Here is a 15,263-nt window from a genome sequence, read left to right as displayed (position 1 = left end):
GCTTGGTGAATCTCAGTTGCGCGCACTTTCACACCTTGGCCGGACTGTTCCGGGTACAGGACCCGTCCACAGTGGCAGTTCCGCCCATAGGATTCGAACCTATACTCCACGGCTCCAAAGGCCGGGGTGCTGCCATTACACCAGAGCGGACCGTGCCCGGGCCATTGGCCCCGCGGCACGAGAACCAATTCTGCCACGAAGGTCGGCGCACGTGCGACTCGGAAGCCCCGGCGCCCCTTAAGGCATGATTGGACGGTGAGCAAGATCAACGGTGCGCCCGATGGTGCCGGAAACCCTCCTGGCAGGCCCGTCAGGGCTCCCGGATACGTGCCCAGGGCCCGCATGACCGGGGCGCAGCGGCGCTCACAGCTGATCGAAATCGGCCGCGGGCTCTTTGCCATCCGTGGACTTGACGGCACCACGATCGAAGAGATTGCCGCTGCTGCGGGCGTGTCGAAACCCGTGATCTACGAGCACTTCGGGTCCAAGGAAGGCCTGTACACGCAAGTGGTGGAGCACGAGTTCCGGATTCTGTTGGCAGCCATCAACGACGCCCTCACGGACGAAGCCAAGCCGCGGGTCCAGGTGGAGCGCGCCGCACTGGCGTTGCTGACCTACATCGAGGAACGCACCGACGGGTTCCGGATCCTCATGCGCGACGCCCCGCCGTCGCAGCCCGAAGGCGCCTTCTCCACCCTGCTCTCGCACGTGACGGCCAGAGTCGAGCACATCCTGTCCGACGAGTTCGCCCGCCGCGGCTTCAGTGCGGCCGACGGCGCCATGTACGCGCAGATGCTGGTAGGAATGGTGGCAATGACCGGCCAGTGGTGGCTGGACAGCCGGACCCCGGACAAGCGCGCCGTGGCCGCCCACCTGGTGAACCTCGCCTGGAACGGCCTCACCGGACTGCACAAGGAGCCCGAGCTCCGGTCCGAGGATTAGGTGGGCGAGGCAGCCATCCTCTGCGTGCTACTCCCCCAGGACCTCGAGCGCTTCGAGCCACTCGAGTTCCAGGGCTTCGCGTTCTTCGGCCAGGGTCTTGAGCTTCTTGTTGAGTTCGGCCATGGCGTCGAAGTCGTTGTCGGCCGTGCTCTTGACCATCTGGGCGTGGATCTTTTCTTCCTGCTGTGTCAGCTTGCCCAGCTGGCGGTCAATCCGGTTCTTCGCCTTGCGGGCGTCACGCTTCTCGGCTTCGGACGGGCCGCCCGCGGCGGGAGCTGAACCGCCGCTGGCTCCCGTGACGGGGTTTCCGCCGCCGGTGATGGTGGAGCCGGCCAGCGCGCTTTCGCGCAGTTCCAGATACTGGTCGACGCCGCGGGGCAGCGCGCGGATCTTGCCGTCGCCCAGCAGCGCCATTTGGTGGTCCGTGACGCGCTCCAGCAGGTAGCGGTCGTGGCTCACCACAACGAGAGTGCCCGGCCAGCCGTCCAGGACGTCTTCGACGGCGGCGAGGGTGTCGGTATCGAGGTCGTTGGTGGGCTCGTCGAGCATCAGCACGTTCGGCTCGCCCACGAGTAGACGCAGGAGCTGGAGGCGGCGGCGTTCGCCACCTGAGAGGTCCTTGACCGGGGTCCACTGCTTCTCATTGGTGAAGCCGAGCTGTTCCACCAGCTGGCCGGCACTGAATTCCTTGCCGCCAACGTTGAAGGACCGCTTTTCGCGCTCGATCACTTCGATGACGCGCAAGTCCTTGACGTCGTCGAGCTCCTTGACCTCCTGGGTCAGAACGGCGGTGACAACCGTCTTGCCGCGCTTGAGCTTGCCCGAGGTGGGCTGGATTTCGCCGTTGAGGAGCTTCAGCAGCGTGGTCTTGCCGGCGCCGTTGACGCCGACCAGCCCGAGCCGCTCCCCCGGCGCGAGCCTCAGGGTGATGTTGTCGAAGAGTTTCTGCCCGGGCTCGCCACCCAGGAAGTCCAGCGAAACGTGCTCAAGGTCCAGCACGTCCTTGCCGAGGCGCGCTGTGGCCATCTTGCTCAGCGCCATCGAGTCCCGCGGTTCCGGGACGTCGGCTATCAGCGCGTTGGCTGCTTCGATGCGGAACTTCGGCTTGGCCGTCCGGGCCGGGGCGCCGCGGCGCAGCCAGGCGAGCTCCTTTTTGACGAGCTGCTGGCGTTTGCCTTCCATCACGGATGCCGAGCGGTCACGTTCGGCGCGGGCCAGGACGTAGGCCGCGTAGCCGCCTTCGAACGGGTCCATGATTCCGTCGTGGATTTCCCAGGTCTTGTTGCAGACTTCGTCGAGGAACCAACGGTCGTGGGTGACCACGAGGAAGGCGCCCTGGTTTGCCCGCCACCGGGTCTTGAGGTGGCGTGACAGCCAGGCCACACCCTCGACGTCGAGGTGGTTGGTGGGCTCGTCGAGCATGATCACGTCATGGTCTTCGATCAGCAGCTTCGCCAGCGCAACGCGTCGTTTCTGTCCGCCGGACAGGGCGTGCACGTTCGCATGCCAGTCGACGTCGGACACGAGTCCGCCCATGACCTCGCGGATCTGCGGGTTGGCAGCCCACTCGTAGTCCGCTTTGTCGCCCACGATGGCGGCGCCGACCGTGAGGTCGCCGTCGAGAACGTCGCTCTGGTCCAGGTATCCGATGTTGACGTCGCTGCGCTTGGTGACGCGTCCCGAATCGGGGGTGGCGCGCATCGCCAGCAGGCGCATGAGGGTGGACTTGCCGTCGCCGTTGCGGCCCACCATGCCGATCCGGTCGCCCTCCTCAAGGCCGAGGGTAACGCCGTCGAGGACGGTGCGGGTTGCATACGAGACCGTGAGGTTCTCGCCGCCGAGCAGGTGAGCCACTGGGAACTGCTTTCTTCGGTGGAAATTCGTTTAAAGTACTAAAGGAGCGTATCGGAGATGATGCGCGCGCCGGGCACCGGACCGTGGACGGCCAGGGCATTCAGGCCGTGATGGCTGAGGTCTTCCGCTAGGCCGGCTGCCGCCTCAGGACTGTGGGTGAGCAGAGCCACGGTGGGGCCGGAGCCTGATACAAGTCCGGCGATGGCTCCGCACGATTCCCCGAGTCCAAGGGTATCGCGCAGCCCCGGCGCCAGCTCAATGGAGGCTCGCTGGAGGTCGTTGACCAAGACGCGGCTCAGGGCGTCTGCATCGCCGCTGCGCAGCGCCTGGAGGATCTTCGGATCAACGGCGGCGGGCTCATCCACAGCGACGCCTTCCGCGAGGCGGAGCCGGTCCAAAGTGCGGAAGACCTCCGGCGTGGACAGGCCATAGTCGGCAGTGACCAGGACCCAGTCCATTTGGGCCTTCGCCAGCGCCGGCGACAACTCATCACCCACGCCCAGCCCGACGGCGGTCCCGCCGAGGAGGGAAAACGGGACATCGGCGCCGAGTTCTGCGGCGAGATGGGCGAGCTCATCGCGGGATAGCCCGCTGTTCCAGAGGGCGTCGCAGGCGAGCAGCGTGGCTGCCGCGTCCGCTGAACCGCCACCCATGCCGCCAGCCACCGGGACGCGCTTGGTAATTTCCAGGTGGACCCCGGTGGAGTGCTCGGACACGTCGGCCATGATGGCGGCCGCCTTGTAGGCGAGGTTCCGTTCGTCCAGCGGAATGTCCACGTCAGAGAGGTCCAAGGTGCTGGCCGGACTGATGCTGACGGTGATGCCTTCCGCGGCAGTGCTCGTGGCGGCCACTTCCTCATAGAGGGACACCGCCAGATAGACGCTGGCAACGGAATGGTAGCCGTCCTCGCGCAGCGGGCCCACGTCCAGCGAGACGTTGATTTTGCCCGGAGCCTTGACCCGGACCGTCCTCGCGGCAAAGCGCCCTCTCACTGCGTTCATGAGTCCAAGCTATGGCATGGCGGCGTCAGGCTCCAAGCATGCATCCTCAAGGGACCGCGCATACGGCAGCGGCCTGTCACTTCACGCCTGCCGGGCCTGGCGGGCTTCGGCGATCCGTGCGAAGGCTGTGATATCGAGCACTTCGCCCCGCGCAGTGGGGTCGACGCCGGCGGCCCGGAGGCAGCGTTCGGCTTCGGCAGCGCTGCCGGCCCAGCCGGCCAGGGCGGCCCGCAGGGTTTTGCGCCGCTGGGCGAAGGCCGCGTCGATGACGGCGAACACCTCTTCCCGGGTGGCGGTGGTGGCCGGAGGTTCCCGGCGGGTGAAGGCGACCAGCCCGGAGTGGATCTTGGGCGCCGGCCAAAAGACGTTCATGCCGATCACGCCGGCCTTGCGCATGCCGCTGTACCATGCCGCCTTCACCGAAGGCACGCCGTAGGTCTTGGAGCCGGGGCCGGCGGCAAGCCGGTCCGCCACCTCGTCCTGGACCATGACCAGGCCGTGCCGCAGGCTCGGGAAATGCTGCAGGAGATGGAGCACCACCGGCACCGCCACGTTGTACGGGAGGTTTGCCACGAGGGCGGTCGGTTCCACCGGCAGTTCCGTGACCTTCATGGCGTCCGCCAGCACCAGGTGGAAGTCCTTGGCGGCGTCCGGCCGCCACTGCTGCACTGTGCCCGGCAGTTTGGCGGCAAGGACCGGATCGATTTCGACGGCGACGACGGACTTTGCGGCGTCCAGCAATCCCAGGGTGAGCGACCCCAGGCCGGGACCGACCTCGAGGACTGTCTCATCGGCGTGGATGTCGGCGGCGGCCACGATCCGGCGGATGGTGTTGCCGTCGATCACGAAGTTCTGGCCCAGGGTCTTCGTGGGACGGACTCCGATTTCCTCGGCGAGCCGGCGGACATCTGAGGCGCCAAACAGGGCTGCGGGCGCGGTGCCGGAGGCGGCGGGGGTCGGTTCAGTCACCTAGGTATCCTATCCCGTTGGCCTGCGGCGGCGGCCCCTGTGAAGCTCCCCGGCCCACCTGGGACGGGCACGGCGAAGGCCGGGTCCGTTATCCGGACCCGGCCTTCGATTCACCCGCGGCGGTGGTCAGCCGCCGCGGGTGTCAGCAGGAGCAAATGCTCGCTGCAGCGGCTATCAGCTGGTCGCTGCCCAGCCGCAGCCCCAGGGGGAGAGTCCGCGCTGCGCGTAAACGCGGTTGGCAATGTCGATCTGCTGGGCTTTGGTGGCAAGGCTGGCGTTGGGCGCATAGGCGCCGCCGCCGGCACCGATCCAGGTCTGGATGTCGAACTGCAGACCGCCGTAGTAGCCGTTGCCGGAGTTGATGGACCAGTTGCCGGTGGATTCGCACTGCGCGATCTTGTCCCACATGGCTTCATTCATCATGGCGGGTGCCGCTGCACCGGTGTTCGCACCGGCGCTCGAAGCTGCCGCTTCGGCCTTGGGCTTTTCCTTGGTGCCCACCGAGACCTTTTCGGTCACGGGCTGGACGGAGACGGTCTCGGACACGAGGGTCCGGGAGGCTTCGCGGCCGTCCACCAGCACCAGCTTGAAGTTCTTGTCCACCTTGCCGGGAACACCGGCCTGGGTAACCTTCTTCTCGCCCACGAAGAGGTCGGAGCTTTCGGAGCTCAGCGTCTCGAAGGGAACCTCTTCGGACGTGGCGGCCGTTTTGGAGGAATCCACCCGGGACACCTTGATCGCCATGTCGTTGACGACGTGCGCGTTACGCGGCTGGGAAAGCCTGTCGCCGGCGCCGACGGTCACGCCGGCGTCCTTGAGGACTTCCGCTACGGTTGCCGCAGTGGTGGTGGTCTTTGACGCCTTGCCGTCCGCCAGGATGCTGACGGTCTTGGGTGTCGAAATGGCCACGAAGGAACCGGAGACGGCCAGCTGGGCGTCCTTCGGCGCGGAGACTTCCGAGGCACTGGCGACGCCGAGTTCGGTGACCAGCCCTTCGACGTTGGCCGACGTGGTGTTGATCGTCTTCTCAGCCCCGTCGAGGCTGATCTTCACTGCCTTGGCAAGATTGACGTTGATGACCGAGCCATCCTCCACGCGGGCGTCCGCCGACGGGGATACCCGGTCCGCAGCCTGCAGCTCCACCTTGGCACTCTTGACCACTTGGCCTACCGTCCCGCCGAACGTCTGGACGGAGCTGACTTTGCCGTCCACATTCAGGGTGACTGTTTTGTTGTTGCCTACGAAGGCCACCAGGCCCAGCACGAGTGCAGAGAGCACAACCAGCTGGGCGCCGACCTTGACGAAACTGAACTTACCGTCCGAAGTGAAGAACTTGACCACGATTGCCCGTAACTCTAGGACCATCCGGGCACGGGGAAAAACGCACATCACCCACCGACGCAAACACCCTCAGGGCAACTCCGGACACGGTCCGGCTGTTTGCAGCAGACGTGTGCGCCGCCACACTCAGGACTCACCGGACCCGCCGTGAGACGGGCCTGGAACTGAGCGAAATTATCCGAAGGCCTTCCCCGACCCCGGCTAATAGTTTTCCACTGTAACCGAAGCGTTATAAAGCAGCCAAGATTTGATGCATACCTGGTATTCCTGACAGCTGGCTGAGCGGGACCGCTGTCAGTCCCAGGATCCGTATGCCCGCAGGGAATTTTCGGCGATTTGGGAGCACAGCCGGGACAACTCGGTGCTTGTCAATTCGGCCATGGTCCGGACGGTGTGCGGGATCAGGTAACTGGCATTGGGGCGGCCCCGGAATGGATGCGGGGTCAGGAACGGCGCGTCAGTTTCCACGAGGACCCGGGCCGGATCTGCGATCGCAAGGGCCGCGCGCAGGTTGGCCGCATTCTTGAACGTCACCGTGCCGGCGAAGGACATGTACCAGCCTTCGTTGTTGCACGTCCGTGCGAGTTGTTCGTCCCCGGAGAAGCAATGGAACACCACCCGTTCCGGGGGTCCTTCTTCGCGCAGGATCTGGACGACGTCGTCGTGGGCGTCCCGGTCGTGGATCTGCAGCGTCAGCCCGAGGCGTTTGGCGATGTCGATGTGGCGGCGGAACGAGTACCGCTGGTGCAGCAGCCCCTCCCCCTCGGTGCGGAAGAAATCGAGTCCCGTCTCGCCGATGGCGCGGATCCGTGGGTGTGCAGCGAGGGCCTCGATCTCCGCCAGGGCATCCTCCAGCTCCCCCCGGACTGCATAGTCCGGGGCGTCGTTGGGGTGGATGGCCACCGCGCCGAGCAGCCGCGGGTCCAGGTCCACGGCCAGCACCGTGAACCTGGAGGATTCCAGGTCGCAGCCAACCTGCACCGCTCCCTGCACGCCCACTGACGCGGCGACGTCCAGGGCAGCGGCCACGTCCACTGTCACGTCGCTGTTGGGGAAGTCCAGGTGCGTGTGGTTGTCCATGACCGGGACGGGCAGCGGCTCCGGAGCGGGCGGATAGCCGTGCCGGCCGGAGCCGTCGCTTCCGGGCACGCGAAACGGGGCTGGCGTCAACGGGGTGTTCATCCTTCTACCCTAGCCGCCCGGGCATTCCGCCTCCCGCCGGGAATTACCGGAACTCTCTGTCAGCTCCGGCAGTTGTGTTAGTAGTCTGGTAGGCATACGGGCGAAGGCCCGGCGGCGGGCGCGCACTCCTTGCCACCCCGTGCCAGGCTTTCCCGAGGGCTGAAAGGCTGCCGATGGATTCCCACAGACGCACCACAGTAGATGAAGCGCTCCCGGAAGGGCAGGGCTTCCCCGGCGGTGCGGGGGTTGTTGGAAACCAGCTCAACGGAACCCGGCCGACTGCCATGGATGCGGAGGCCTTCCACAACGCCAGCGAGCGCATCCTCTCAGCCATCAACACGGTGATCGACGGTAAGGCGGAGGCGGCGAAGCTGGCCCTCACGGTCCTCCTTGCCCAGGGACACCTGCTCCTCGAAGATGTTCCCGGCGTGGGAAAGACGCTGCTCGCGAAGACACTCGCCCGCACCATTGACTGTTCGGTCAGCAGGATCCAGTTCACCCCGGACCTCCTGCCCTCGGACGTCACCGGCGTCTCCATTTACAACCAGGCCTCGCGGCTGTTCGAATTCAGGCCCGGCGCCGTGTTCGCCAACATTGTCATCGGTGACGAGATCAACCGGGCCTCGGCTAAGACGCAGTCCGCGCTCCTGGAATGCATGGAGGAGCACCAGGTGACCGTGGACGGGGACTCCTACAAGCTGGATGAGCCGTTCATGGTGGTGGCCACCCAGAACCCGATTGAGATGGAAGGGACCTACCCGCTGCCGGAAGCGCAGCGGGACCGCTTCATGGCCCGGATCTCCATGGGCTATCCGGACAAGGACTCCGAGATTGAGATGCTGGAGACGCACCAGGCGACGTCGCCGCTGACGCGGGTGACCGCCGTCGTCACCGCGGCCGATGTGGCCGCCATGATCGCCACCGTCCAGCGGGTCTACGTTTCACAGGCCGTCAAGGAGTACACGGTGTCGCTGGGGCGCGCCACCCGCGAAAGTGCCATGCTCCGTCTCGGCGCCAGTCCCCGGTCCATGCTCCAGCTGTTGCGGGCGGCGAAGGCCACCGCTGCGCTGGACGGCCGGGACTTCGTCCTCCCGGACGACGTCGTCGGTGTTGCCGAATCCGTGCTGGCGCACAGGATCATCCTTGACCGCAAGGCCGCCAGTACGGGTGAAACTCCGCACAGCGTCATCCGAGGCATCCTGGCGAAGCTGCCGGTGCCGCAGGAGATGTCCGCGGCACCGTCCCGGGGCGGCAGCCCGCGAGGCGGCCCCGACCAGCGGCGTACGCGCTAGCCGAAAACACCCCGATGGCCCTCATGGACAAGCTCCCTGGACACCTCTTCACAACGCGCGGCTGGGGGTTGCTGGCTGCCGGCGTGGTTTCGCTGCTGGCCGCGCAGGTCATGGGCCGCCGCGACCTGCTCACGCTGGGCATCCTTCTGGTTGTCCTCCCGCTGGTCTCACTCGCGGGGATCCGCATCCTCAAACCCAGATTCAAGGTGTACCGGGAATTCAGCCCCGCCAGCGTGGAAACCTCCTCGACCACCACCGTGCGGCTCGCCGTGGCCCGTACCGGCGCGGCCGCGGGGCAGGTGATCATGGAGGAACGCCTCCCCTCGCGGTTCGGCGAATCGCCGGCTTTCCGGTTCCCGTCCCGCTCCGCGGCCGGCGGGACCAGCCGGTACGAATACCATCTCCGGTCCGGCAAGCGGGGACAGTTTGTGATTGGCCCTGTGACGGCCGAGTTCACCGATCCCTTCGGCCTCTCGATGCACCGCCACGCGATCGACGACGGCGACACGCTGACCGTGACACCCGCCGCCGTCGAACTCCCCGCGACGGGACTTGCCGGCGCGCGCGGGAACGACGGCGTCACTGCCACGCGGATCCGGGCGAATCCAAGCGACGACGACGTCATGACCCGCGAATACCGCCACGGGGATCCAATGCGCCGGGTGCACTGGGCTGCGACGGCCAGGCATGGTGCACTGATGGTGCGGCAGGAGGAATCCGTTACCACGCCGGAGGCCACCATCATCCTGGACCACCGGTGGTCGGCCTTTGCGCGCGGACCGGGTGCTGCCTTCTCCGCCACCTCCGGCGAGGACGGCCACGAACTGGTCACCAGCGACACGTTCGAGTGGGCCGTTACCGCCGCGATGTCTGTCAGCGCGCACCTGGCGGAACGAAACTATGCCCTGCGGTTCCTGGATCCCGCGGGAGAACCTGCCTTCCTGCATTCGCCCTCCGCCCCCGAACCCGAGGCCGAGGAATACACCGGGTCCGCCGGCCTGCAGTCCATCGCCGAGAGCCTGGCGGCCGTCCAGCTCTCCGGCGCGCACCATGCCGCAGCGCCCGAATCAGGCCACAGGCCCTTCGACGACCGGCTCATGGACAAGCTCTCCGCCCACCGGCAGCGCGGCCCCGTCATGGCCATCCTGGGACATCTGCAGGCAGCAGAGGCACGCGCCCTGTCCGCGGCTGCCGGGTTCGGCGCCAATGCATTCGCGGTAGTGGTCACCGAACACCCGGCCGAATGCCAGGCGGCTCTTGAGACGCTGAGGTCCGGCGGCTGGCGGGCCGTGGCCGTTACCCCTGGCACATCGGTGCCTGCGGCATGGTCCTATTTCGACCAGCGCGACGCGGCTGCCGCCACGGCCGCCGCGGACGTGCGCCGGGGCACGGGGGTCAGCCGATGACCCTGACTCCCCAGCGGCGTTCCGGCCAGGGTCCGGACACCGGCCGCGCGCCTGAGGTCCTTGCACCGTCACCGGCTCCGGCCGCACGGTGGCGCCGCGTAGGTGCGCAGCCGTGGGCCATGGCGGCGGCCGTCGCCCTTGCGGTCGCCGGTGCCGCAGTCTCCCTGAACGGCGTGCTGCGTGGATGGGCCTGGTATCCCCCGGTGCTCACCACCGTCTGTGTGGTGGCCCTGGCCATGGCTGCCCTGAGGTCGCTTCGCGCGCAACCATTCCTCGTGGCGCTGGGCGGCTTTGCGTCCCTCGTTTTCATCCTGACCTTCACGTTCTTCCGCCGGTACAGCATCGCCGGGTTCATTCCGTCCGGCGACACCATGGAGCAGCTGGGCAGATACCTGCGGCGGGCAAGCGAGACCGTCCTGGCCGAGAGCTCCCCCGTTGCGCCCAACGCCGGCATAGTACTGGTCACCTGCGCGGTCCTGGGCCTGGTGGTGATCCTGGTGGATGCCCTGGCAGTGCCGTTGGCCCTGCCGGCAACCAGCGGCCTGGGTCTCGTGGCCGTCCTCGTGGTGCCGGCCATGGTCAAGCCGCAGAGCGTCGGGGTGTGGGGGTTTGCCGCAGCGGCCGCCGGCTACCTGGTGATCCTTGCCTGCAGCCAGTGGTTCGCCCCTGACAACCGCATCACGGCAGACACCGCCCGCAATCCGGGACAGTTCCGCCGCGCAGCCCTTACCGGCGGCATGGCGCTGGTGATCACGCTCCTCCTCCCCCTCGCCGTCCCGGGCTTCGACCAGGGCACGTTCCCGCAAGGTTCCAGGCTGAATCCGTGGGGTTCGGCCACCGGGCTCAACCCCATGATCAGCCTGGGCAGCAGCCTGCGGAGCCCCTCCGGCGACGGGCGTATCACCTATGCCACCAGTGCCAGCAGGCCCCCGTACCTGCGGTCCGTCACGGTGGACCGGTTCGACGGGGATTCGTGGTCACCGGACGACCGCGACGCTTCCCGGCGGGTAGGGGTGGGGAGGATGGACGCCGGGTATGAGATCCTCGCAGACGAGCAGGTCCGCCAGGTCACGGCCGTCAATACCGGCCGTTTCACCAGCCCGTACCTGCCGGTGCCGTATGCTCCGGATGCGGTCAACGGGCTGGCCGGACGGTGGAGCTGGGATCCGGCCACGTTGAGCATCAAGGGCGTGGACACGAACTCACGGAACCAGCAGTACGTGGTGCAGTCGTCTGCGCCCAGGCTCACTCCGGAGCTTTTGTCCCAGTCCTCGGCTCCGGTGCGCGGGATCTCGGAGGAGTTCGTCCGGACGCCCAACAACGTTCCGGAGATTGTGCGCAGGACGGCGGATACCGTCACCGGGGGAAGCAGCACGCCGTACGCCAAGGCGATGGCCATCCAGAACTACCTGCGTTCCGTCGAGTTCACGTATTCCCTGCAGTCCCCGGTCCAGGGTGGCTACGACGGCAACGGACTCTCCGTGCTCGCGGACTTCCTGGCCCAAAAGAGCGGTTACTGCATCCATTTCGCGTCGGCCATGGCCGTCATGGCCAGGCTGGAGGGAATCCCTAGCCGCATCGCTGTGGGCTATGCCCCGGGCCGGTCCACGGGTGCCACAGTTTCGGTTCCCGGGCAAGGGGCGCTGACGGAATACGAGGTCGATTCCCGGGACGCGCATGCCTGGCCCGAACTGTATTTCCAAGGCCTCGGCTGGGTAGCGTTCGAACCCACACCCTCGCGTGGAGTGGTGCCGGACTACGCGTCGCAGGCCTCCACTCCAGGCGGTGCCAGCACCAACGAAAACAACGACGGCCTGGTCCCGTCCAACGCCGCCACGCCGGCCGCGACACCAAGCGCCACGCCGGCGCCGCTGCCGGGCCTGGACTCGGCCGGTGAAGCAGGGCACCCGTTGACGCTGCCGCTCTATGGAGCCGCCGGGGTCCTGGTGCTTGCCCTGCTCGTTGCCTCGCCCCGGCTGGTGCGCGCCGGGCTGCGGTCCCGACGGCTCAGGGGCGCGCCGTCCTCGGGTGGCAACCCCGCTGCTGCTGCCTGGGCTGAACTGCGGGACCTTGCCACCGACTACGGACTGGCTCCCGGCGTCAGCGAAACTCCGCGGCACTTCTCCCGCCGGCTTCTCGGATCGGGTGCGCTTGGCGCGCGCGACGACGGGGACGGCGCCGGCGTCCGGGCGGTCGCCTCGCTCACCGCGGACTTTGAACGCCGGCAGTATGGCCCGCCCGCCGGCCGAGCTGACGCTGGCGCCGCACCGTCCGAAGCGTCGGTGCCACCCGCGGCCGAGAGGATTATGGCGGTCCAGGCAGCCCTGCGCAGGCACTCGCGCCCGGCCCGCCGGTTGCGGGCGGAGTGGCTGCCGCCGTCGGTCCTGAATCGCTGGGGGCACGTGGCCGGCGCTCCGTTCCGGGCCGTCACCCGGGCCGCAGCCACAACGACGCAGGCCGCCGCGCGGTCCTGGCGGACGGTGCGCGACGGCCTGCGGCGGCTGCGGCGGGGCTAGGCTGCTGACTGGCCTGCGTCGGGCTTAGCCGGCGTAGGGGTCTGCGATGCCGATGTACTGGGTGTAGAGGTATTCCTCGATGCCTTCGAGGCCGCCTTCACGTCCCAGGCCGGACTGCTTGACGCCGCCGAACGGTGCGGCCGCGTTGGACACGACGCCGGCGTTCAGGCCCAGCATGCCGGTCTCGAGGCGTTCGCCCATCCGGATGCCGCGGTTCAGGTCCTTCGTGAAGACGTAGGCCACCAGGCCGTATTCGGTGTTGTTGGCCAGGCGGACCGCCTCGTCCTCGGTGTCGAAGGTGATGATCGGCGCGACGGGTCCGAAGATTTCCTCGGAGAGGATGCGGGTGCCCTCGGTGACGCCCTTGAGGATGGTGGGCTGGTAGAAGTAGCCCGGGCCGTCCACCGGGCCGCCGCCGGCCACGGCCACCGCACCTGAGTTCACGGCGTCGGTGACGAGCTCGTGGACCTTGTCCCGGCTCTTGGCATCGATCAGGGGGCCCACCTTGGACTCCGGCTCGGTGCCGCGGGCGGTGGTCATGTCAGCCATCTTCGCGGCGAACTTCTCCGCGAACTCGTCCGCGACGGACTCGTGCACGATGAACCGGTTCGCGGCCGTGCAGGCCTCGCCCATGTTCCGCAGCTTCGCCAGCATGGCCCCGGTGACGGCGGCGTCGACGTCGGCGTCCTCGAACACCACGAACGGGGCGTTCCCGCCGAGTTCCATGGAGGTCCGCAGCACCGTCTCGGAGGCGTCGGAGAGCAGGCGGCGGCCCACTTCGGTGGAACCGGTGAAGGAAAGCTTCCGCAGCCGCTGATCCTTGATCAAAGGCCCGGTGGTGGCACCGGCCGTCGAGGTCGGGATGACGTTCAGGACACCGGCGGGCAGGCCGGCTTCCTGCATCACGGCGGCGAACAGCTGGGAGGTCAGCGGGGTCAGGTTCGCGGACTTGAGCACCATGGTGCAGCCGGCAGCCACGGCGGGGGCGATCTTGCGGGTGGCCATGGCCAGCGGGAAGTTCCACGGGGTGATCAGCAGGCAGGGACCCACCGGCTTCTTGGTGACCAGGAGGCGGGACTTGCCGTCCGGGGAGACCGAGTAGCGGCCGAAGGCGCGGACGGCTTCCTCGGAGAACCAGCGCAGGAATTCGGCGCCGTAGGTGACCTCGCCCCGGGCCTCGGCGAGGGGCTTGCCCATCTCCAGGGTCATCAGCAGCGCGAAGTCCTCGGCCCGGGCAGTGACCATCTCGAAGGCGCGGCGCAGGATCTCCCCGCGTTCACGGGCCGGGACCTTGGCCCAGGAGTCCTGGGCGGCAGCGGCGGCGTCGAGGGCGGCTTTGCCGTCCTCGGGGCCGGCGTCAGCGATGCTGAGCAGGACCTTGCCCGTGGCCGGGTCCTCGACGTCGAACGTCTTCCCGGACGCGGCCGGGCGCCACTCGCCGTTGATCAGCAGGCCGGTGGGAACAGAGGCCAGCAGCTCGCTCTCGCGCTCCGCAGTAACAGTGGGCTGTGCAGTTACAGTCACGATGACTCCCTCGTCAGCAATTGGGGTTGGGGATGGGTTCAGCTCTCGGCTGCTTTACAGCCACGGTACTGCCGCGTGATCCGGAGCGTCTATGCATGTGCGCACTAGGCATGGCGGACTTTGCTGTGCAGCTGCACAAGGTGCGTGCCTGATTTAGCGCGCTGCCAGGACGGCGGAATATAGCTCCCTCTTGGAGACTTTTGCGTCCTCGGCCACAGCCGCCACTGCTTCCTTCAGCCTGATGCCTTGGGCGATCAGGCCGTTGACGGCGGCCACATGGTCCTCCGGCTTGCCTGGCTCACGTTCCGGGGCCCCGCCCACCACGACGGCTATTTCGCCGCGAACCTCGTTGGTTTCCGCCCATCGAAGGAGGTCAGTCAAGGGGCCGCGGATGACTTCTTCATACGTCTTGGTCAGTTCGCGGCACACAGCGGCCGGGCGGTCGCCGCCGAAGCGCTCGCGCAGCGCCCGAAGCATCGGTTCCAGCCGGTGGGGCGCCTCGAAGAACACCATGGTCCGGCGTTCCGCGTCGAGTTCGGACAGCCGGGAGGCGCGCTCACCGGCCTTGCGGGGGAGGAATCCTTCAAAACAAAAACGGTCCGTGGGAAGGCCGGACAGGGCAAGTGCCGTCAGGACGGCCGACGGGCCCGGCACGGCGGTGACTGTCAGGCCGGCCGCCACGGCACCCTCAACCAGCCTGAAACCCGGATCCGAGACAGCAGGCATGCCCGCATCGGTCACCATCACGATGGTCTTCCCCGCCCGCACCTGATCCAGGAGTTCGGCGGTCTTTACCGCCTCGTTGTGCTCGTGGTAACTGATGATCCGCCCGGACACGGCAACTCCCAGGTTCTGCACCAGCCGGTGCAGCCGCCGGGTGTCCTCGGCGGCCACAATGTCAGCGGTGGTGAGGAGGTCAACCAGCCGCGGCGACGCATCGCCGACGTTGCCGATGGGGGTCGCTGCCAGCACGATCCTGCCCGGCAGCGACGCATCGCCGACGTTGCCGATGGGGGTCGCTGCCAGCACGATCCTGCCCGGCTGCCCGTCCGCGGAGCGGGCCGCCGCTTCCCCTGCGGGAGCCCAGGCCTCATCCATGGCACCCGCCGCGTCCTCCGGCGTCGAACCTGCCTCCGGCGTGGAGCCTTCCTCCGGCGCAGTGCCGGCGTCGTCGGAGCCGCTCGCGCGGGAAGAACGGGAAGTGCTGAATTGTTGGTCCACAGAACCAGCCTACTG

Annotated in this window: 11 protein-coding genes and 1 tRNA gene; 4 read left to right on the top strand and 8 right to left on the bottom strand. The window is 67.6% G+C overall.

Going from position 1 to position 15,263, the window contains the following annotated elements; genetic code table 11:
- Positions 1-78: 78 nt before the first annotated feature.
- Positions 79-150, bottom strand: a tRNA-Gln gene (locus tag TV39_RS05695).
- 192 nt (positions 151-342) lie between these two features.
- On the opposite strand from TV39_RS05695, the gene TV39_RS05690 reads away from it, so the two are divergent.
- Positions 343-942: a TetR/AcrR family transcriptional regulator gene (locus TV39_RS05690; RefSeq protein ID WP_043479500.1), complete on the top strand. Its 600-nt coding sequence runs from the start codon at positions 343-345 to the stop codon at positions 940-942.
- A 27-nt stretch (positions 943-969) separates the two neighbouring features.
- Here TV39_RS05690 and TV39_RS05685 read toward each other — a convergent pair whose 3' ends face one another.
- From TV39_RS05685 to TV39_RS05665, 5 genes are all read right to left on the bottom strand, one after another.
- Entirely contained in the window at positions 970-2,796 is a 1,827-nt protein-coding gene (locus TV39_RS05685) for an ABC-F family ATP-binding cassette domain-containing protein (RefSeq protein WP_043479499.1), read from the bottom strand.
- Between the two features lie 38 nt (positions 2,797-2,834).
- Positions 2,835-3,797, bottom strand: a complete 963-nt coding sequence (locus tag TV39_RS05680) for a 4-(cytidine 5'-diphospho)-2-C-methyl-D-erythritol kinase (protein ID WP_043479497.1) — start codon at positions 3,795-3,797, stop codon at positions 2,835-2,837.
- A gap of 81 nt (positions 3,798-3,878) precedes the next feature.
- Entirely contained in the window at positions 3,879-4,766 is an 888-nt protein-coding gene (gene rsmA, locus TV39_RS05675) for a 16S rRNA (adenine(1518)-N(6)/adenine(1519)-N(6))-dimethyltransferase RsmA (protein WP_043479495.1), read from the bottom strand.
- Between the two features lie 174 nt (positions 4,767-4,940).
- Positions 4,941-6,131, bottom strand: a complete 1,191-nt coding sequence (locus TV39_RS05670; protein ID WP_235347289.1) for a resuscitation-promoting factor — start codon at positions 6,129-6,131, stop codon at positions 4,941-4,943.
- A gap of 270 nt (positions 6,132-6,401) precedes the next feature.
- Positions 6,402-7,289 carry a TatD family hydrolase gene (locus TV39_RS05665; protein WP_043479491.1) on the bottom strand — a complete coding sequence of 296 codons (888 nt, stop codon included), beginning with the start codon at positions 7,287-7,289 and terminating at the stop codon, positions 6,402-6,404.
- Between the two features lie 173 nt (positions 7,290-7,462).
- Between TV39_RS05665 and TV39_RS05660 the strand changes: the two genes are divergently transcribed.
- Genes TV39_RS05660 through TV39_RS05650 form a run of 3 tightly spaced genes read left to right on the top strand, consistent with a single transcriptional unit; the run spans position 7,463 to position 12,503 of the window.
- Positions 7,463-8,581, top strand: coding sequence for an AAA family ATPase (locus TV39_RS05660; protein WP_043479489.1), 1,119 nt, complete (start codon positions 7,463-7,465; stop codon positions 8,579-8,581).
- Positions 8,582-8,595: 14 nt separating this feature from the next.
- A complete protein-coding gene (locus TV39_RS05655) occupies positions 8,596-9,987 on the top strand; it encodes a DUF58 domain-containing protein (protein ID WP_043479487.1) in 1,392 nt (463 codons plus the stop codon).
- Positions 9,984-12,503 carry a DUF3488 and transglutaminase-like domain-containing protein gene (locus TV39_RS05650; protein WP_043479485.1) on the top strand — a complete coding sequence of 840 codons (2,520 nt, stop codon included), beginning with the start codon at positions 9,984-9,986 and terminating at the stop codon, positions 12,501-12,503. Before TV39_RS05655 ends, TV39_RS05650 begins: the two co-directional genes overlap by 4 nt.
- A 24-nt stretch (positions 12,504-12,527) precedes the next feature.
- On the opposite strand, the gene TV39_RS05645 is transcribed toward TV39_RS05650, so the two are convergent.
- Positions 12,528-14,027: an NAD-dependent succinate-semialdehyde dehydrogenase gene (locus tag TV39_RS05645; RefSeq protein WP_043479483.1), complete on the bottom strand. Its 1,500-nt coding sequence runs from the start codon at positions 14,025-14,027 to the stop codon at positions 12,528-12,530.
- A 153-nt stretch (positions 14,028-14,180) separates the two neighbouring features.
- Positions 14,181-15,248, bottom strand: a complete 1,068-nt coding sequence (gene rsmI / locus TV39_RS05640; RefSeq protein ID WP_235347288.1) for a 16S rRNA (cytidine(1402)-2'-O)-methyltransferase — start codon at positions 15,246-15,248, stop codon at positions 14,181-14,183.
- Between the last annotated feature and the right edge of the window lie 15 nt (positions 15,249-15,263).

Source organism: Arthrobacter sp. SPG23 (assembly GCF_000876655.1).
Taxonomy (GTDB): domain Bacteria; phylum Actinomycetota; class Actinomycetes; order Actinomycetales; family Micrococcaceae; genus Arthrobacter.
Note: the sequence above shows the minus strand (reverse complement) of the source record. Positions and strands in the feature narration are given on the sequence as shown.